Origin of the sequence: Christiangramia sabulilitoris (assembly GCF_007050985.1) — a bacterium.
GTDB lineage: Bacteria > Bacteroidota > Bacteroidia > Flavobacteriales > Flavobacteriaceae > Christiangramia > Christiangramia sabulilitoris.
Map to the genome: position 1 here is coordinate 121,231 of NZ_VHSF01000001.1, position 18,536 is coordinate 139,766.

Annotated in this window: 17 protein-coding genes and 2 tRNA genes; 12 read left to right on the forward strand and 7 right to left on the reverse strand. The window is 37.0% G+C overall.

The genetic code is table 11. The features are described from left to right. Positions 1-164: 164 nt before the first annotated feature. The 3 genes from FGM01_RS00530 to FGM01_RS00540 are packed head-to-tail and all read left to right on the forward strand — an operon-like array spanning position 165 to position 3,376. Positions 165-791, forward strand: coding sequence for a lipid-A-disaccharide synthase N-terminal domain-containing protein (locus FGM01_RS00530; RefSeq protein ID WP_143409173.1), 627 nt, complete (start codon positions 165-167; stop codon positions 789-791). Continuing rightward, on the forward strand, positions 775-2,391 hold the full coding sequence (locus FGM01_RS00535) for an ArnT family glycosyltransferase (protein WP_143409174.1): 1,617 nt from the start codon (positions 775-777) through the stop codon (positions 2,389-2,391). Before FGM01_RS00530 ends, FGM01_RS00535 begins: the two co-directional genes overlap by 17 nt. A gap of 13 nt (positions 2,392-2,404) precedes the next feature. Then, positions 2,405-3,376 (forward strand): type I phosphomannose isomerase catalytic subunit, encoded by a 972-nt coding sequence (locus FGM01_RS00540; RefSeq protein WP_208012698.1) that lies wholly within the window; start codon positions 2,405-2,407, stop codon positions 3,374-3,376. Between the two features lie 3 nt (positions 3,377-3,379). On the opposite strand, the gene mgrA is transcribed toward FGM01_RS00540, so the two are convergent. Both mgrA and FGM01_RS00550 read right to left on the reverse strand, forming a co-directional pair. Further along, entirely contained in the window at positions 3,380-4,375 is a 996-nt protein-coding gene (gene mgrA, locus FGM01_RS00545; RefSeq protein WP_143409175.1) for an L-glyceraldehyde 3-phosphate reductase, read from the reverse strand. A 63-nt stretch (positions 4,376-4,438) separates the two neighbouring features. Further along, positions 4,439-4,897, reverse strand: coding sequence for a hypothetical protein (locus FGM01_RS00550; protein WP_143409176.1), 459 nt, complete (start codon positions 4,895-4,897; stop codon positions 4,439-4,441). A gap of 1,107 nt (positions 4,898-6,004) precedes the next feature. Here FGM01_RS00550 and FGM01_RS00555 point away from each other — a divergent pair. Continuing rightward, complete coding sequence (locus FGM01_RS00555) at positions 6,005-6,787, forward strand: DUF1206 domain-containing protein (RefSeq protein ID WP_143409177.1); 783 nt, start codon at positions 6,005-6,007, stop codon at positions 6,785-6,787. Between the two features lie 47 nt (positions 6,788-6,834). Here the strand turns inward: FGM01_RS00555 and FGM01_RS00560 are convergent, their stop codons facing one another. From FGM01_RS00560 to FGM01_RS00580, 5 genes are all read right to left on the reverse strand, one after another. Then, positions 6,835-8,856, reverse strand: coding sequence for a PAS domain-containing hybrid sensor histidine kinase/response regulator (locus FGM01_RS00560; protein ID WP_143409178.1), 2,022 nt, complete (start codon positions 8,854-8,856; stop codon positions 6,835-6,837). Further along, complete coding sequence (locus FGM01_RS00565) at positions 8,856-9,674, reverse strand: alpha/beta fold hydrolase (protein ID WP_143409179.1); 819 nt, start codon at positions 9,672-9,674, stop codon at positions 8,856-8,858. Before FGM01_RS00565 ends, FGM01_RS00560 begins: the two co-directional genes overlap by 1 nt. 785 nt (positions 9,675-10,459) lie before the next feature. After that, positions 10,460-10,537 (reverse strand) — tRNA-Pro (locus FGM01_RS00570). 123 nt (positions 10,538-10,660) lie between these two features. Next, positions 10,661-10,743 (reverse strand) — tRNA-Ser (locus FGM01_RS00575). Positions 10,744-10,979: 236 nt separating this feature from the next. Next, positions 10,980-12,215 carry an NAD(P)/FAD-dependent oxidoreductase gene (locus FGM01_RS00580; RefSeq protein WP_143409180.1) on the reverse strand — a complete coding sequence of 412 codons (1,236 nt, stop codon included), beginning with the start codon at positions 12,213-12,215 and terminating at the stop codon, positions 10,980-10,982. A gap of 313 nt (positions 12,216-12,528) precedes the next feature. Here FGM01_RS00580 and flxA point away from each other — a divergent pair, with 313 nt between their 5' ends. Genes flxA through FGM01_RS00620 form a run of 8 tightly spaced genes read left to right on the forward strand, consistent with a single transcriptional unit; the run spans position 12,529 to position 18,536 of the window. Beyond that, positions 12,529-14,061, forward strand: coding sequence for a flexirubin biosynthesis tyrosine ammonia-lyase FlxA (flxA, locus tag FGM01_RS00585; RefSeq protein ID WP_143409181.1), 1,533 nt, complete (start codon positions 12,529-12,531; stop codon positions 14,059-14,061). Positions 14,062-14,063: 2 nt separating this feature from the next. Continuing rightward, on the forward strand, positions 14,064-14,795 hold the full coding sequence (gene flxB / locus FGM01_RS00590; RefSeq protein WP_143409182.1) for a flexirubin biosynthesis SDR family reductase FlxB: 732 nt from the start codon (positions 14,064-14,066) through the stop codon (positions 14,793-14,795). 4 nt (positions 14,796-14,799) lie between these two features. Beyond that, positions 14,800-15,678, forward strand: a complete 879-nt coding sequence (locus FGM01_RS00595; RefSeq protein WP_143409183.1) for an LpxL/LpxP family acyltransferase — start codon at positions 14,800-14,802, stop codon at positions 15,676-15,678. 1 nt (position 15,679) lies between these two features. Beyond that, positions 15,680-16,126 (forward strand): hotdog family protein, encoded by a 447-nt coding sequence (locus FGM01_RS00600; RefSeq protein WP_143409184.1) that lies wholly within the window; start codon positions 15,680-15,682, stop codon positions 16,124-16,126. After that, a complete protein-coding gene (locus FGM01_RS00605) occupies positions 16,123-16,542 on the forward strand; it encodes an acyl-CoA thioesterase (RefSeq protein WP_143409185.1) in 420 nt (139 codons plus the stop codon). Before FGM01_RS00600 ends, FGM01_RS00605 begins: the two co-directional genes overlap by 4 nt. Next, a complete protein-coding gene (locus tag FGM01_RS00610) occupies positions 16,542-17,684 on the forward strand; it encodes a beta-ketoacyl synthase N-terminal-like domain-containing protein (RefSeq protein ID WP_143410317.1) in 1,143 nt (380 codons plus the stop codon). The genes FGM01_RS00605 and FGM01_RS00610 overlap by 1 nt, the downstream gene beginning before the upstream one ends. Continuing rightward, on the forward strand, positions 17,681-18,286 hold the full coding sequence (locus FGM01_RS00615; protein WP_143409186.1) for a 3-oxoacyl-ACP synthase: 606 nt from the start codon (positions 17,681-17,683) through the stop codon (positions 18,284-18,286). The genes FGM01_RS00610 and FGM01_RS00615 overlap by 4 nt, the downstream gene beginning before the upstream one ends. Beyond that, positions 18,279-18,536 (forward strand): phosphopantetheine-binding protein, encoded by a 258-nt coding sequence (locus FGM01_RS00620; RefSeq protein ID WP_143409187.1) that lies wholly within the window; start codon positions 18,279-18,281, stop codon positions 18,534-18,536. The genes FGM01_RS00615 and FGM01_RS00620 overlap by 8 nt, the downstream gene beginning before the upstream one ends.

Sequence of the window (18,536 nt, forward strand, 5' to 3'; positions counted from 1 at the left end):
GGATCTTTTTTTCTTTGATATGCTATTTTTAATCGATGAAAGACCTAAATCGGGTTAAGTAAATAGTATTATTTTAGCCAAAACTTGCTGATGGAATATGATTTTATTGAATCTATTTGCGAGCATCTAATACATAATTCAAATATCAATACTCTTTAAGTATAATGAATAACTGGTTGGTTTATTCTTTGGGATTCATAGCCCAGTTACTTTTTTCAGGTCGAATGATCCTGCAGTGGTTTCTTTCAGAAAAAAGTAGGAGGATCATTACCCCCATCATGTTTTGGCATGTAAGTTTATTGGCTTCTTTCCTACTTTTCGTATATGGTTATTTAAGAGATGATTTTGCAATTATGATGGGGCAGACCCTCACTTATTTCATATATATCCGTAACCTTCAGCTACAGGGAGAATGGCAGAAATTTCCCAAATCCCTAAGAATATTTTTATGGATATTTCCGTTGCTAATAGTGGTTTATGGTTTTAATAACAATCAATATGATGCAGCGAGATTATTCAGAAATGAAGAAATCCCATTCTGGCTGCTGGTTTTGGGATCTATTGGACAGATAATTTTTACTTTAAGATTTTTATACCAATGGTTATATTCCGAAAGAAGGAAAACCTCTAGTCTGCCAATTGGTTTCTGGTTATTAAGCTTATTAGGGTCTGGGGTAATTATTGCCTATGCGATAATCAGGGAAGACCCGGTATTACTTGCGGGGCATGGCTTTGGAATGATCATGTATATTAGAAATATTTATATCCATAAAAATGAAATTAAAGGATAATTACCTTCTTTTGTTATTTCTGGTTTGTATTGCCATTTTTTTTGTAAACCTGGACGCATTGCCGGTGAATATTATGGAAGCCAGAAATTTCGCTACCGCGCGGGAAATGATCAATCTTGATCATTGGATATTTACCACACTTAATAATGAGCCCAGGTATGAGAAACCACCTTTGCCTACATGGCTAACGGCGTTTAGCATGTTTTTATTCGGGTTAAAAAGTTTATTTGCCTTACGCCTTCCCGCAGCCATTATGGGGACTCTAACAGTTATCTTTATTTATAAACTTGGTTTGAGAATCAGTTCACACCGGAAATTTGCATTTATAGCAGGATTAATTGGAGCAACTTCCTTTTATATACTTTTTTCTGGCAGGGACGGGCAGTGGGACATTCATACGCATGCCTGGATGATCATGGCTATTTACTGCATTTATAATATCCTGAACCAGACGGGTTCCTTGTATAAAAATGCCATACTTGCGGGTGTTTGTATAGGATGCTCCTTTCTTAGTAAAGGTCCTGTTTCCATGTATGCATTACTGCTTCCTTTTCTTATCGCGTATGGAGTGGTTTACAATTACAGCAATTTTTATAAATACTGGAAAGCTTTATTGATTGCACTTTTAATTGCAATAGTGCTTTCAGCTTCATGGAGCCTTTATGTATATTATTTTGATACCCAGGCTGTCGCTAAAATTACCGATAGGGAAACTGGAAGGTGGCTCGATTATAATGTTAGACCGTTCTACTATTACTGGAGTTTTGTAATACAAAGTGGTATCTGGACGATTCCTGCTTTTGTGGGATTATTGTACCCATATTTAAAAAACAGGGTTTTCAATAAATCCGGATATAAATTCACTTTATTCTGGACACTGGGAGCTCTTATCCTTTTATCTGTTATTCCGGAAAAAAAATCCAGATACCTGTTGCCGGTACTTATTCCTTTAGCTCTAAATACCGCTTTTTATATTGAATATCTTTTCAGGCGTTTTGATATGATCCCAATTAAAGAAAGATGGGTGGTAAATTTCAATTTCGGACTGATCGCCTTTATTGGTCTTTTTGTTCCGGTTGCCGGTTTATTTTATTTAAACGAGCAATTTGCATTAATATGGCCATGGTATATAATGGCCTCTTTTTGCCTGGCCGGTATTGCAGTCTTAATGCTTTATTATTTAAAACTGAAAAGAATTAAACCTGTTTTCTATCTGAGTGTTTGGTTTATAATCAGCATAATTTTCTTTGGTTTGCCGGTATTGAAAAAAATGGAATTGAATCCATCTTATAAAAGTATACTGGTAGTAGATTATTTTAGAGAAGATATAGATAAACCGGTATACGAATTCAGATCTTTTAGTCCGGAGATGGTTTGGGAATATGGCCAGCCCATCAAGGTGCTCTGGGATGGAAAAAAATACCTGAAGCCTGAAACAGATGAATTTCTATTACTAAATTTACCGGCAGATTTCGATACTATGCAAAAAGTGTTTTCAGATTATAGAATCGAAAAAATTGAGGAGATTAATATGAATCCCATAGGTACCACTCATCGTGACCGTCTTTATAGAGATTTATATTTATTAAATAAGAAATAATAACTTTTAAAAGATGATCATATATCCCATCAAATTCAAACCAATTTTACAGGAAAAAATCTGGGGAGGAAATAAACTCAGGGAAATACTTTCTAAAGAAACCGATAAAACAAATATTGGCGAGAGCTGGGAAATTTCTGGTGTTCAGGGAAATATTTCGGTCGTAGAAAATGGTGCAGAAAATGGTAAAACGCTGGTCGACCTTATTAAAGAGTATAAGGGACTATTGATGGGGAATAAAATTTATAGTGATTTCGGAAATGATTTTCCACTATTGATAAAATTCATAGATGCTAAAACAGATCTTTCTGTCCAGTTACATCCAGATGATGAACTTGCCGAAAAGCGCCATAATTCTTTTGGAAAGACCGAAATGTGGTACGTTATGCAGGCCGATAAAGGCTCTAAGTTAAATATTGGTTTCAAAAGGAATGTAAGCCAGGAAGAATATCTTGAATATCTGGAGAAGGGTAAGATCGTTGAATTACTGAATTTCGAAGAAGTACAAAAAGGGGATTCCGTTTTTATTAATACCGGTAAGGTTCACGCTATTGGAGGAGGTGTTTTGTTAGCTGAAATTCAGCAAACCTCAGATATTACCTATAGGATCTATGATTGGGACAGAGTGAATGAAAATGGACAGGGCAGGGAGCTACATACATCTCTTGCTCTGGATGCCATTGATTTTGAAAAGAAAGATGATTATCAACTCAATTATGAGAATAATACCAATTCTTCTGCAGAGATCGCTTCGTGTGAATACTTTACTACAAACTTTTTACCAGTCCAGGGAAGTCTGACCAAAGACTATTCCAGCCTGGATTCTTTCGTGATCTATATGTGTGTTGATGGCGGTGCTAAAATTTCTATTGGAAATTATTCTGAAACGATCGAAAAAGGCCAGACGCTTTTAATCCCGGCTGCGGCAGAATATGTTCAAATAGAGGCTATAAAAGCGGAATTACTCGAGGTTTATATAAAATAGGCTTTAATAGTTTAAAATAGAATCGATTTTATTCAATTCTTCTGTAGAGAATTCAATAATCTTTAAAGCATCAAGGTTGTCTTTAAGTTGAGAAACTTTGCTTACACCTACGAGAACCGAGGTAACCCGGGAATCCTTTAAAAGCCAGGCTACGGCCATTTGTGCCAGACTCTGGTCCCTGGAAATTGCTATTTCATTCAATTCCTTTATCTGTTGCACTACCTCATTTGTAATCTGGGTTCTGTCCAGATAACTTCCCTGCCTGGACGCCCTGGAACCTTCTGGAATTCCATGAAGGTATTTTGAAGTAAGTATACCTTGTTCCAAAGGAGAAAAAGCTATGCTTCCCACACCTGTTTCCTCAATTGTATCCAGTAAACCATTCTCTACCCAGCGGTCCATTAAATTATATCTTGGCTGATGAATAAGCAGAGGCGTTCCCAGTTCTTTGAGTATTTTGGCGGCTTTTGCCGTATCTTCTGCATTATATTGTGATATTCCTACATAAAGTGCCTTTCCCTGCCGCACAATATGATCTAAAGCTCCCATTGTCTCTTCTAAAGGTGTGTTTGGATCGGGACGATGATGATAAAATATATCCACATAATCTAATCCCATTCTTTTCAGGGATTGGTCAAGACTGGCAATGAGATATTTTCTTGATCCAAAATTACCGTAAGGCCCGGGCCACATATCCCAACCGGCTTTCGTAGAAATTATCAACTCATCCCGGTAATTTTTAAAATCCTGCTGAAAAATTTTGCCAAAATTTGTTTCAGCTGAACCATAGGGCGGTCCATAATTATTCGCTAGGTCAAAATGGGTGATCCCGTTATTGAATGCAGTTTGAAGAATTTCTCTGGCATTGTCAAAATCGTCATGATCTCCAAAATTGTGCCATAGACCTAAAGAAAGAAGTGGCAATAAAATGCCGCTTTTTCCACATCGGCGATACTGCATTAGATCATAACGATCTTCTTTTGCATGATATAATCCCATTGAATTCTAATTGAATCACGAATTTAAGGAAAACGCGACAGAGAAAATTATAAAAGAAGTGAGTTAATTCTTAATCAAAACGAGATTGGCCGTTGTACCGGTGGTATTGGCACCAAGGTTCAACCGAATTTCATCCCTGGTGGCAGAAATTACATCATAATTGTTGGTAAGCTCACCAAGTTTTCCTGCCGAACTGAAAAATATTTGAAAATCCACATCATTATAAGAGTCGAATTCATCTCCGGAATCATTATTAATTCTCCAGGTTCCGGCAACTTCCTCTGCTGCAGAAATGGCAAGTAGACTATTTTCATCCTCAAAATGAAAAACATAATCCACATAATTAGCAGTAATATCGGCACTGTTTAAGGTGTAATTGCTAATTTTCCACTCTCCTTGTTGTACAATTAAATTAAGTTCCCGGGCTTCAGCTTCAGAAAGTTCAATATCATCCCTGTCTGTATCGCAGGAAATGGATATGCAAAGCGATAAAAGAACAATTATAGTTTTCAATCTTCTCATAGGGTTGGAGATATGATTATTTCCTTAGGGGAACGTAAAGCTAAAAAACCTATTGTATTTAATTAAGGAAATTTTAAGAATTAACAGTATTGGGATGGCTGGAAAATAAATATTAAAAAAACGATTAAGGCTAGAATTTATAATGTACTAAAACAATATATCCCAAAAACCTTAACTCTATTTTAAAGGTATTGAGTTTTCTATTGACCTACCTTTGAACCAGGTACTAATAAATTTTATTTAAGGTCGCAGTTTTTAGGCTATGCTAAATTATCTTCTTATTACGAAAAATTAAACCTATTGTTATTCCTTCAAAATGCAACTAGTTACTATTTCTAAATCTGGCGAAAACTATCATATCAAGGCATTGCATCCTATAAAATTATTTGGTTCAGTCATATTTTCGAGGACCAGAAGTTATTATTTTTCCGAGGATGAAAATGATTGGTTCGTTTTATCTACCGATAAACGGGTTTCTTCGAAAAAGAAGAAGAAACTAAATAGATGGCTAAAAGATCATCAAAAATTCATTGAAAAGTTTTAAGCTTTTTTTTAGAAAAAATGTATATTTAGCATATAAATAGTTGAGTGTCAGTCTACACGAAACTATGATTCCCTACATTTTACTCCAGATCAAAATATTGAATTATTAAAAATTGATATTTATGGATTCTCAGACAAAAAGGGAAGATCAGGTGAAATTTGTGATTTTTGTCATTAGCATTCTTCTTATAATTTTCATAACGATACTGGATTAAAAATCTGGTTTTATTGGATTACATACCATCATTATCCGTTCAGATATTTCTCTATTCTATGGATAAAAAATTATATTTTCCAATTTAATCAATATTGCCCTCCGTGTGTATTGGCTAATATATTTGTTCCTACTCACAATAAAACTCCGTTCCAGCTTTTTAGCGCAAAGAGTTACCCAAAGCATATGTCATTTAGTTTAATTCCTTAAACCACTTATCACGAGGGCTGCAAAAGAATTGACATAATCTCCGTATTTAGCTAAAGTTACTATAAAGTTTTTCTAAAAATTTAGTCAGAAAATCAATTTCCTATAACTTTAATCTGATTAATTAACCAAAAAATCTTCAAATGAGTAATAAAAAGGAAAATTTTGCACGATTTGGTATGGCCGCTAAGGGAGCAGTTTATTGTTTGATTGGTGTTCTAACAGCTTTGGCAGCTTTCGGTCAGGGTGGGGAGCAAACAGGTGGTAAGGGCGCAATGCAATACCTCGCCCAGCAATCTTATGGCCAGATCTTATTAGCCATATTAGGTATAGGACTTTTAGGTTACGTCTTCTGGAGAATGTACCAGGTATTTGCTAATCCAAAGGGATTGGATGACGATGCCAAGGGTTACGGTAAAAGAATTGCATATTTTATTAGTGGTATAATCTATGGTGGATTTGCTTTTTATGCTTTCAAATTAGCCTTTGGCAGTAATTCTGGTAGCTCGGGATCCATGATGGGATCGTTAATGTCTGGTTCAAATGGCGATACTATTGCAATAATCATTGGGATTGGTATGGCCATCAAAGCTATTTATGATTTGTACAGGGCTTATTCCAATAAATTCCGTGAAGAAGTAGAGGAGGCAGGGATGGATGAAAAAGAGCAGAAACTATTGATAAATGCCGGTAAATTCGGGCATACCTCAAGGGGAGCAGTAATAGGACTTATGGCTTACTTAACCCTTCAATCTGGTTTAGCCAGTGGAAGTAAAGTTAGTACTCAAACCGATGCTTTCAGTTACATTCAAAATGAATTTGGATCTATTGTACTGGGAATTGTAGCAATTGGTTTTGTAGGATACGGGGTGTATATGTTTATCAAAGCTAAACACCCGGCTATTAGTGTCGCCAGCCTAAGGTAATTTTGAATTAATAAATTAATAAGCCCCTGAAATTTTCTTCAGGGGCTTTATTTATGGTCAGAATTATCACTGGGTATTAAAACGTCAAAATCGGTTTCGTTTAAGCCATCAATAATTCTTTTGAACTCTTCTTCAGTTTTATTGATTTTGATTTGTAGATCTGCCTGGTCACAATCCTTATTCTCAAGTAATTCCTGGCACTCCCGTAAAAGTTCAACTATTTTATTTGACTGAATATAATATACAGACATCGTGCTTTTATGTATGAGATCTGCAATTCCATCCGGTTTTTTTTGATCTGTGGCAATTCTGAAATCATTCAGATAATCTTTAAAGGATTCTGCTGTATTCAGCACAAATTTTCTCAAAAATTCCGGTTTGTTCAGGGTCATTTTCACAAAACGGGATAGGTCGAAAGATTTTTCACTAGAGGCTGTGTTATTGCAGGCTAGATCAGCTGAATCCTGCAATTCCTCTTCAGACCGAATCGTGATCGGCATGTTTGGGCGAGTCTTTATATAATGAGAAAGAACCTTATACAGATCGTCGGGACCAAACGGTTTGCTTATAAAATCATTAATGCCAACCCGGTCAAGTTGCGACTGTACATTTTCCCTGCTTGTAGCAGATAAGGCCAGGATGGCCGGTTGATCTTTTAGTTTAAGATTCCTGATTTCAAGCGCCGCATCGAAACCATTGAGAATAGGCATATTGAGATCCATAAGGATCACGTTATATTTTGTTGATTTAACTGCCTCTATAGCTTTCTTTCCATTCCTCGCTGTATCAAATTTTATTTGCCATTCCTTAAGGTATTCAGAAATGATAAAAATGTTTACAGGATTATCTTCTACCACCAGCACTCTAACTGAATCCAGGTCATCGCTATCTAAATGTTCAAATATTTGTCTGGCTTTAGCATTGGCAGAATCATAGACCTTATATTGAATTTGAAAACTAAATTCTGAACCTATCCCGGTTTGACTTTTAACACTAATCTTACTATCATGGAGCTCCAGAAGTTTCTGGCTTATACTTAAACCTAAACCGGTTCCTCCAATTTCCAGATTTGTATCATAGCTGGCCTGGGAAAATTCCTGAAAAATAGTGTCTAATTTATCTTTAGGAATTCCAATGCCTGTGTCGATGACCCGAAATTCAAGATCGATATAATTACTATCAATTTCCATTAAATGGACAACAAGTCTGATATAACCTTCACTGGTAAACTTAATGGCATTGCCAATGAGATTGGTAAGTACCTGATTCAATTTTATTGGATCACCGGTAACATAGTCTGGGATATCGCTGTCCAGTTCTGCAGAAAGCTCAACCCCTTTTTCCTTACATTTTAATTCAAAAGTATGAATCAGACTATCAATAAGAGTTTGTATGGAAAAGGACTTTTTCTCCAACTTCATTTGTTGCGCCTCGAGCTTACTAAGGTCTAACAGGTTATTAACAAGGCTTAAGAGATTCCCTGATGAAATTTTTAAGATTTCTGTGTATTCACGCTGCCTGGCATTAAGGGAAGTATTACTTAATAAATTTCCTATTCCTAATATGGCATTTAATGGAGTCCTGATCTCATGACTTATAGTAGCCAGAAAATCTGCCTTAGCCCTGGTAGCTTTTTCTGCTCTTTGTTTAGATTTTAGTAACTCCTGTTCATATTTCTTCCTGTCTGCAATATCAAATATGGTGGCCAGATATATATTGTTTTCTATCGTACTACCTTTAATTTCTTTAACATTGATGAGGGCTGGAAATGTAGTCCTGTCTTTCTTTCTGATCTCAAAATTGATCTCATTAGCGAAACCCTGAATTCTAATTAATGGGAAAAAGTGTGTTTCAAAAAAGATTTTTCCGCCAATTGTAAAAAGATCCTGAACTTTTACCACATCTATGATTTCTTCGCGTTTGTAACCAAGCCAGTTTAAAAGAGTAGCATTTAAGTTGTATATAATTCCCGTATTCGTGAATGATATATAACCGCAGGGAGCTTCATGGTACAACTCCTCTGCAGATTCATGTACTTTTAAATTGCTATTTTTTTCTATATTCTCCATTAATCAGCCTCCTCTAAATAAGTCTTGATCGCCTCTATGGTAGCCTCTGGAGCGCTCAGATTGGGACAATGCCCGGTGGCATTTATTATTCTAAAACTACTGTTCTCAGTATTATTGTAAACGTATTCACCTACTTCCAGGGGTGCGATAACATCTTGCTGGCACTGAATGATGAGCGTAGGAGTTTTCAATTTTTTTAAATCATCCCGGTTATCACCATAAAACGTTACCCTCGCAAAATGTTTTGCGATTTCAGGATTAGTGCGGCAAAAGCTGTTGGTTAGTTCCTCACCTAACTCTGGTTTCTCTTCATTTCCCATAATTACCGGTGCCATTTGCGATGCCCAGCCAAGGTAATTACTTTCAAGAGCTTCTATTAGTTGCTCAATATCTTCCTGCTCAAAACCGCCTTTATAGCCATTATTATTTATATAACATGGAGAGGGCCCAACCATAATGATATTGGAAAATATAGCGGGATTAGAGTTGGCCGCAAGTACCGCGATCATAGCACTAACCGAATGGCCTACTAGGATTACATCCTTTAAATCCAGGGCATGGCATATTTCAAGAATATCATCTGCATAGCCCTGTAAACTATCATATTTTTCTTTATTGTAATAAGACTCTTCAGAGTTACCTGCACCCACATGATCAAATAGAATCACCTTATAATCATCCAGAAACGCTGGAAAAACATATCTCCACATATTCTGATCGCAACCATATCCATGGGCGAAAATTATTGGTCGATTACCTTTACCTTTTACAGATACATTATTACGCTTAAGAACCTCCTGGTTGTTTGGTGTAGACATAGCAGATAGTTTAGTGTTCAAATTTACGGCTTTTCCTCCAGCTTCGATCTAACTGCTGTATTTACAAAGAGGATATAAGTCGGAAATATATATAAAAAGATTGGTTTGAAAATGATTTGGAAACCGTACTAGTCAAAAAGACTACTATTATATTTAATTGGGTTAATAATGAAGTTAATGAGGTAAAAAATCCTATTAATTAGAAGCGTTATGAACTTACACTTAAGAAGAATAAATCAATAATCTGAAGCGGGGAGAAATTACGAAGAACAGAGGATGACTATAGCTACTGTCGTTTATGATTTTCAGTATAGGACATTAAAAAAGCCTAACATGAAAAAATGTAAGGCTTTTGTAGGGTTGGCATGATTACCTCCTTTTGATCGGTGGTCCTGAGATAAGGATTGTTCCTCATTAAAATCCAATCGGCCGTTACCATCTGTCTATTTTGTTTGTGTCCCATCAGAATAAAACATCGATTTTCTCCAAAAAAAAATCCAACCACGTTGTCTGATTGGATTTTTATGGTCGGGGTGGCAGTCCCGAAGCATCGGGAGAACCTGCACATTTTTTTTAGAAATAAAAAACCTCAAATGAAATAATGCAAGGCTTTTGTAGGGTTGGCGTGATTACCTCCTTTTGGTCGGTGATCCTGAGTTTGGGGTTGTTTCTCAATAAAATCCAATCGGGCGTTGCCATCTGTCTATTTTGTTTGTGTCCCATCAGAATAAAACATCGATTTTCTCCAAAAAAAAATCCAACCACGTTGTGTGATTGGATTTATATGGTCGGGGTGGCAGGATTCGAACCTGCGGCCTCCTGCTCCCAAAGCAGGCGCGATAACCGGGCTACGCTACACCCCGAAAAAATTATTTTTAGCCATGTCCGATCCAAATTGCTTTTAAAAAGCAGCCGGGAAGCGGAGGGGATTTATCCTGATCTTTCTGGCTGAAAGAGAGAATAAAACCCACAGACTAAAAACTTTGCGGAGAGACCGGGATTCGAACCCGGGCATCCAAGAAGGATGACAGCTTAGCAGGCTGCTGCATTACCACTCTGCCACCTCTCCGTTTTTTAAGAACATCGCAAGTATTTTTGCGGTTGCAAATGTAACTTTTACTTACAAACCATCCAAGCCTTTTGGACCTTTTTTGCTATTCTTTTCGCAATAAAAACTGAATCTGTTTTCAATGAACTTAACCTCAGTAAAATAGATTACGCCTAATTTTAATCAAAAAATCGTTTTTAGCTAAGCCAAGATGGGATTAAATGATTTATTTACCAATCTATCCTGTTTTGTAATAATTAGTTTATTTTAACCTCGTGAATTATTTTGTAAAGATTTTTGACCGCCCTGGCATGGTTGCGAACAAATGGATTCTTCCTGTTCCAGACATACCCGGCGAGTACGGCACAGATCTGCTCACGCACCATAGGGTTTGGTTCTGGATGAAAAAATATATCCTGTAATTTACCAGAGTACCATTCTTTCACATAAGTAGAAAAAACATCAACACCCCGCTGTATATATTTCGCATAATTATTCTCCCAATCAATAGTTTCACCATTAATTTCCCTCCAGGCAAGCTTTGCTGCCAGTAAACCAGATTCTGTGGCAAAAGCCACCCCGCTTGAAAAGACCGGATCTAAAAATTCAGCAGAATTCCCGGTTAAGGCAAACCCTTTACCATACTTATACTTAACATTTTTAGATATATTTTTAATTTTTCCGGGAACAAATTTATGTGGATAGTCATCAAACCTGCCCTGGTAAAATTCGGTTTGCTTCAGCATTTCCAGGAAAGCCTGAGAATTATCAGTACTAAATTGATCAAACCATGAATCTGGGCCTACAAAGCCTAAGCTTGATATACCATTTGAAAAAGGAATATACCAAAACCAGGTTTCACGATTTATAATCTCGAAACTGATTTGTTCCCCCTCAAAACCTTTTGGCCTGGAAGTTTCTTTTATATGTGTGAAAATAGAAGAGTGATCATATATTTTTGGTGGAGCTTCAAGATCCAGATGTTTTGCCAGGACTCGCCCGTTTCCGCTTGAATCTATTATGAATTTACAGGATACTTCATTCTTTTTACCTTCAATATCTACTGTTTCTATTTTCCAAATTCCATCAATGTAAATTACCGACTCAACTTTAGTTTCGAAGCGAATTTCCACACCCCTGGCAGCCAGGTCATCTGTAAGAGATTTATCAAATTCAGCACGGGGTACCTGCCAGGTCCAATTCCATCCCTCACCGTATTTCTTGCTAAAATCAAAAGAAGCAATTTCATTCTGCTTTATAAATCTGGCGCCATACTTTTTCTGATAACCCTGAGATTTAAGAGTATTCAAAAAACCGGCTTCCTCAAAATTATCCATGCATCTTGGAATGAGGCTCTCGCCAATCGAAAACCTGGGAAACTTTTTGTTTTCGAGAATCAAAACAGAAGCATCTTGCTGCTGCAGATATCCTGCGGCAACACTACCGGAAGGACCGGCACCTATAATTACAATATCCCGATAATCCTTTTTCATTTGATGCATTTGAGGTTATCACAAACTTAAATAGAATGCCTGGATTGAACGGTAAACTGATTTAAAAAATTAAGTTTCATTATGTTTGGGCAGAACTATTCGCTAAGGATTGATTGAATAAAATAATTCAAATGTCATTTCTTATAATATTTCCAGTGGGAGCAAATTTGAGTTGGCTAATTGTATTGCTTAGTACCGGAATCAAAATGATATTTTCAAAACGGGCTGGAGGCATAGTTTTCTATTAATTATGCTACATTTGTCTATGCTTGCAAAGCATTTTCAAACCTATATTTACTAGCAGAAACGGTATATGCTGAATTTAGACAGTGCCCTTAATTTTGAAGATTTCTACCAAGTACTATTTAATAATGAGAAAGTGGTGCTGGGTGAAAAGTCTAAAAACCGACTTGAAAAAAGTTTCGAATTTCTAAAAGAATTCTCCCTCAATAAAATCATTTACGGTGTAAATACCGGTTTTGGCCCCATGGCCCAGTATAAGATAAATGATGAAGACAAGATTGAACTTCAATTAAACCTTATTAGAAGTCACGCTGCCGGTGCCGGAGAATTGATGAATTCAATCGATGTAAAAGCATTAATGCTGGCGCGATTAAATACTTTATGCCTGGGAAAATCTGGTATTCACAGATCTGTCGCAGATGTTTTAAGTTATATGATTAACAATGAAATAACTCCGGTTATTTATGAACACGGCGGTGTAGGTGCTTCCGGAGACCTTGTTCAGCTGGCTCATCTGGCATTGGTACTTATCGGCGAGGGTGAAGTATTATATAATGGGAAGAGAAGATCAACTCATTCTGTTTTCAAAGAAATAAATATAAAGCCTGCAGAGATAAAGATAAGAGAAGGTCTGGCGGTGATGAATGGTACATCGGCTATGACAGGTATTGGTATCGTAAATCTCATTTATTCAAAGAGATTATTAAACTGGTCGGTATTCTGTAGTTCTGTTATCAATGAAATAGTACAGGCTTATGATGATCATCTTTCTGAGGAATTGAACTCTTCCAAAATGCATCGTGGTCAACAGAAAATTGCCAGACAAATGCGTGCTCATCTATCAGATTCAGGACTTACCAGGGACAGGAATGATCATCTTTACAGCGACGGAGCAGATAAGAATACATTTTTTAAAGAAAAAGTACAGGAATATTATAGCTTAAGGTGTGTTCCACAGATACTGGGACCTGTTTCAGATACTGTAGATAATGCTTTAAAAATTTTGATCGAAGAGGTAAATTCTGCCAACGACAATCCTATTATAGATGTAGATACAGAACATGTGTATCATGGCGGAAATTTCCATGGTGATTATATTTCACTGGAAATGGATAAACTTCGTTTAGCTATCACCAAAACCTCTATGTTGGCTGAAAGGCAACTAAACTATTTATTGAATGCTAAACTGAATGAAATTCTTCCACCCTTTGTAAATCTTGGGAAACCCGGTTTGAACTTTGGAATGCAGGGCGCACAATTCACCGCTGTTTCAACTACTGCGGAAAATCAAATGCTCTCCAATTCCATGTATGTTCATAGTATTCCAAATAACAATGATAACCAGGATATTGTAAGCATGGGAGCTAATTCTGCCCATATGACGCGCAAAGTGATAAACAATACTTTTGAAATTCTGGCTACAGAATTAGCTACCATTATTCAAGCCTTGTATTGTTTTGATTTTGATGAAAAACTTTCGTCTGCCACTAAGGCCAGGCTAGACGATCTAAGGAAAATAATGCCGGCTATCGGGAAGGATCGTACTTTATATAAAGAGTTAAAGGAGCTCAAAGAATTCATAAGAAATAGAGAAGCTTACTAAGAATGAAATATGCTTTAATTACAGGAGGTTCACGAGGAATAGGGAAGGCAGTTTGCCTGAAACTTGCTGCAGACCTGAACTATAATATTTTACTTAACTATCATTCCAATACAGAAGCGGCAGAATTAACAAAGCAAGAGATAGAGAAATATGGCGTTCAGTGTGATTTGTTGAAATTTAATGTTTCAGATGATGCAGCTGTTCAATCGGCAATTGCCACATGGAAAGCCAGTCATCCAGAAGACAAAATTGAAATATTGGTGAATAATGCCGGTATTACTAAAGACGGACTTTTTATCTGGACGAATACGGAGGCCTGGGACACAGTCATGGATACTAGCGTTCGAGGTTTTTATAATGTTACCCAGGCAGTTTTAAAAGACATGCTGAGGAGCAGGTATGGCAGGATCATCAATATGGTCTCCCTTTCCGGATTAAAAGGAAATCCCGGTCAGGTGAACTACTCTGCAGCCAAGGGAGCAATGATCTCTGCTACCAAGGCCCTCGCACAGGAAATTGGTAAAAGAAAGGTTACCGTGAATGCTGTCGCACCGGGATTTATCAAGTCTGATATGACCATTGATTTTGACGAGGATGGACTTAAAAAGCACATCCCGGTTAACCGTTTTGGTGATGTCGATGAGGTTGCAGATCTCGTAAGTTTTTTAGCATCTGATAAGTCTTCCTATATCACCGGTGAGGTGATTAATATTAACGGTGGCTTATACTCTTAAAAGCATGGCGACCTGGAAAGGCAAATCACGGGGCACTCTGTTAGGTTTTAAAATCTATGTACAGATCATCAAAAAAACCGGGCTCTATACGGCTTATTTTGTTCTTCTTTTCGTTGCCCTTTATTTTATATTTTTTTCTTTTACTTCTACTAAAAGCACTTATTATCTTTTTAGAAAAAGACTGGGCTATTCCCGAATAAGCGCTGCTTTAAATGTCTACCGTAGTTATTTCACCTTCGGTAGGATACAGCTCGACAGGATCGCTATTACCAATGGATTGAAGCATAAATTCACCTTTGAATTCGACGGAGTTGAGCATATTGAAAATTTACTTCAGCAAAATAAAGGCGGGATATTATTGACCGCTCATATCGGGAATTTTAACCTGGCTAAACATTTTTTTGAAGAGCGACATTCTAAAGCTGTAGTAAACCTTGTAATCACCGATTTTGAGCACCGGCAGATCAAAAATTACCTGCAGTCTGTAGAAGGAAAATCAGAGGTAAAGATCATTGTATTAAAAGAAGATCTTAGCCATGTGTTTGAAATGAAGGAGGCATTATCTAAAAATGAAATGCTTGTTTTTGCGGCAGACAGATTTCTCGAACACTCCAAAACTTACCGGGCAGAATTTCTTGGGGAGGAAGTAAAATTTCCACAGGGACCATTCAAACTCGCGGCCAGAAATAAGATCCCGGTCTTGTTTGTACATTTGATGAGAGAGAAAAATTTTCATTATCATTTCTACGCAAGGCCATATAAACCGGTAGAATTTACTGCTCAGGAAGTATTAAAATATTATCTTGAGGACCTTGAAAATATGGTGAAAAAATATCCTCACCAATGGTATAATTATTACGATTACTGGAACGACTTTAGTTAATATGGCAGAAAACCTTCTCTATCACCCAATTACTTCTACAGAAAAGATAAGAAAGCTAATTCCTCAGAAAGAGCCTTTTGTTTTCGTGGATACCCTGTATGAATACACCGCATTGACAGGTGTAACGGGGTTTACGGTACCTCAAACTAATGTGCTTTTAGAGGATAACAAACTTGCGGAAAGTGGCATCATCGAGCATATGGCTCAAAGTATGTCGCTCCACCGGGGATATCAGGGTTCATTGAGTGGAAATAAACCGAAGACAGGTTATATAGGAATAATTAAAACCGTGGAGATTTTTGGATTGCCAAAAATTGGAGAAAAGCTTAAAACCTACGTGGAGATTCTCCATGAGATCATGAATGTTACCTCTGTATCTGCAAGAACCGAAAATGAAAGGGGAGAGATCATCGCAACTTCAGAAATGAAAACCGTTACGGTAGAATGAATTCCTTAAAACTATCTGTTTCTACCCCGCTTCGGGTTCGTTTCCATGAGTGCGATCCTTTGCAGATTGTATGGCATGGAAATTATTATAAGTATTTCGAGGAAGGAAGAGAGCACTTTTGTTCGCAACATGGTATTTCCTATTTAGAAGCAAAGAAGAACGGGTATGCAACTCCCATTGTAAAATCTAAATGCGAGCATAAACTACCTTTAAAGTATGGAGATGAAATCGTGGTCGAAACACGATATATTAATTCAGAAGCTGCCAAGCTTATTTTTTCATACAGGATATTTTGTTCTGATAAACTGATCTGTACTGGAGAAACAACCCAGGTGTTTATAGATGGAAATGCTGAATTAGTACTTTACAATCCGCCATTTTTCTTAGATTGGAAAAAGAAAATGGGATTGATCTGATGAACAGAAATTACCTACTAAATGACGCAATTATTTCACCTTTGGGTTTTACTACCTCAGAGAATCTTACATCCATACGAAACTCTGAAACAGCCCTGAAATTGCACCGTAATTCCAGGTATTTTAAAGAAGGGTATTATGCGGGGCTCATCGACCTTGATTGGATAAATTCCAAATTCAGCAGGATTGGTAATCCTGGAAAATATACAAAACTTGAAAAATTAATAATTCTGGCCATCAAACAGGTTATTGACCCTAGCCAGAATTTTTCTACCAGATCTTCGGGTTTGGTTTTATCTACAACCAAAGGAAATATTGATCTGCTCAATAATAATGACTTTAGTGCCGATAGGATATATCTCTGGAAAATGGCTCAGGTCATTGCCGATTTTTTTGAATTAAAGCAAAAGCCGGTTGTGGTTTCGAATGCCTGTATTTCAGGAGCATTAGCGATAAAGACCGCAAATGATTTTATCGAATCTGGAAGATTTAAAAATGCGGTAGTGGCTGGGGGCGACCTGGTTTCAGATTTTGTATTGTCAGGATTTCAATCTTTCCAGGCCATAAGTTCAAAACCTTGCCGTCCTTTTTCTAACGATAGAGAAGGAGTTAGCCTGGGAGAGGCAGCAGCGGCAATTTTTATAGACCAGGAACAATCTGCTGTTGGGGAAAGCGTGCATTATATTGATGCTGTAACTGCAAACGATGCCAATCATATTTCCGGGCCTAGCAGAACAGGAGAAGGATTGTATCAAAGTATTTCAAGGCTATTTAATAACTCCGGTGTTGATCCGTCCAAGGTCGATTATATCTCTGCCCACGGAACAGCTACAAACTTTAATGATGAAATGGAATCCATTTCCTTCAACCGGGCAGAATTAAATTATGTGCCTGTGAATAGTTTTAAAGGATATTACGGTCATACGCTGGGAGCTTCAGCATTGCTGGAAACAATCCTAACCAAAAAATGCTTACTTAATAATGAACTTTTAGCTTCTCATAATTTCACCGAATCTGGCGTATCTGTTAATTTAAACATCATAAGGGAACACAAAAGAAAAGAATTGCGTACGGCTCTAAAAACAGCATCCGGCTTTGGTGGTTGCAACCTCGCCATGCTATTACAAAAACAAAGTTTATGAGCGAGGTTCTGTATATTAAAAATTCAGTATTAATAAGAGACGCGAAGGTCTATCAAAATGGTCGGCTTTATTATGAGGATACCAAGTCACCCGATATTTCAATATTTCTGAAAAACCTTTATAAAAGCGAAAAAATAAGATATTCCAAATATTTTAAAATGGATGATCTCTCTAAACTTGGATTTATAGGTACAGAGATTTTATTTGGGGGTAACATTGAAAATAAAGAAACGGCACTTGTTTTTGGCAACGCCGCTTCCTGCCTGGAAACAGATCGATATTACTCTGAAACTATGGAAGAATTCCCGTCACCTTCACTTTTTGTCTACACCCTTCCAAATATCATGTTGGGAGAAATAAGCATCAGACATCAGTTAAGGTCTGAGAATATTTTCTTTATTTCAGAAAAATTTGATTCCTCCTTATTTTTAGAGTATTCTAAAAGCCTATTCAATCAGGGCAAGACAGATAATGTCCTTTGTGGTTGGGTAGACTTGCAGAATAATGATTATGATGTATTTTTGTGGGAAATTGCCCGTAGTGGCAAAACCTATCTTAACGAAGAGGAGCTTAAAAATATATACCTGCCTACACATGAGTGATCTGCACACCGAACTAAAACGTAGTATAATCGAACAACTCAACCTCGAGGATATGGAGGTAAACGAAATTGAGAATGACGAACAGCTTTTTGGAGATGGTCTTGGGCTTGATAGCATTGATGCTCTTGAACTAATCGTGCTACTGGAAAAGGATTATGGGATAAAGCTCACAGATCCTAACCAGGGCAAGCAGATTTTTAATTCTATTAATACTATGGCCGATTATATCGAAAAAAACCGTACCAGGTAA

Bases quoted from the DNA above. Each gene is read 5' to 3' on its own strand.
- FGM01_RS00615 (WP_143409186.1), top strand. From the start codon at position 17,681: ATGAGCGAGGTTCTGTATATTAAAAATTCAGTATTAATAAGAGACGCG.
- FGM01_RS00530 (WP_143409173.1), top strand. From the start codon at position 165: ATGAATAACTGGTTGGTTTATTCTTTGGGATTCATAGCCCAGTTACTT.
- FGM01_RS00610 (WP_143410317.1), top strand. From the start codon at position 16,542: ATGAACAGAAATTACCTACTAAATGACGCAATTATTTCACCTTTGGGT.
- flxA (WP_143409181.1), top strand. From the start codon at position 12,529: ATGCTGAATTTAGACAGTGCCCTTAATTTTGAAGATTTCTACCAAGTA.
- FGM01_RS00620 (WP_143409187.1), top strand. From the start codon at position 18,279: ATGAGTGATCTGCACACCGAACTAAAACGTAGTATAATCGAACAACTC.
- FGM01_RS00560 (WP_143409178.1), bottom strand. From the start codon at position 8,856: ATGGAGAATATAGAAAAAAATAGCAATTTAAAAGTACATGAATCTGCA.
- mgrA (WP_143409175.1), bottom strand. From the start codon at position 4,375: ATGGGATTATATCATGCAAAAGAAGATCGTTATGATCTAATGCAGTAT.
- FGM01_RS00555 (WP_143409177.1), top strand. From the start codon at position 6,005: ATGAGTAATAAAAAGGAAAATTTTGCACGATTTGGTATGGCCGCTAAG.
- FGM01_RS00580 (WP_143409180.1), bottom strand. From the start codon at position 12,215: ATGAAAAAGGATTATCGGGATATTGTAATTATAGGTGCCGGTCCTTCC.
- FGM01_RS00600 (WP_143409184.1), top strand. From the start codon at position 15,680: ATGGCAGAAAACCTTCTCTATCACCCAATTACTTCTACAGAAAAGATA.
- FGM01_RS00605 (WP_143409185.1), top strand. From the start codon at position 16,123: ATGAATTCCTTAAAACTATCTGTTTCTACCCCGCTTCGGGTTCGTTTC.
- FGM01_RS00565 (WP_143409179.1), bottom strand. From the start codon at position 9,674: ATGTCTACACCAAACAACCAGGAGGTTCTTAAGCGTAATAATGTATCT.
- FGM01_RS00550 (WP_143409176.1), bottom strand. From the start codon at position 4,897: ATGAGAAGATTGAAAACTATAATTGTTCTTTTATCGCTTTGCATATCC.
- FGM01_RS00540 (WP_208012698.1), top strand. From the start codon at position 2,405: ATGATCATATATCCCATCAAATTCAAACCAATTTTACAGGAAAAAATC.
- flxB (WP_143409182.1), top strand. From the start codon at position 14,064: ATGAAATATGCTTTAATTACAGGAGGTTCACGAGGAATAGGGAAGGCA.
- FGM01_RS00595 (WP_143409183.1), top strand. From the start codon at position 14,800: ATGGCGACCTGGAAAGGCAAATCACGGGGCACTCTGTTAGGTTTTAAA.
- FGM01_RS00535 (WP_143409174.1), top strand. From the start codon at position 775: ATGAAATTAAAGGATAATTACCTTCTTTTGTTATTTCTGGTTTGTATT.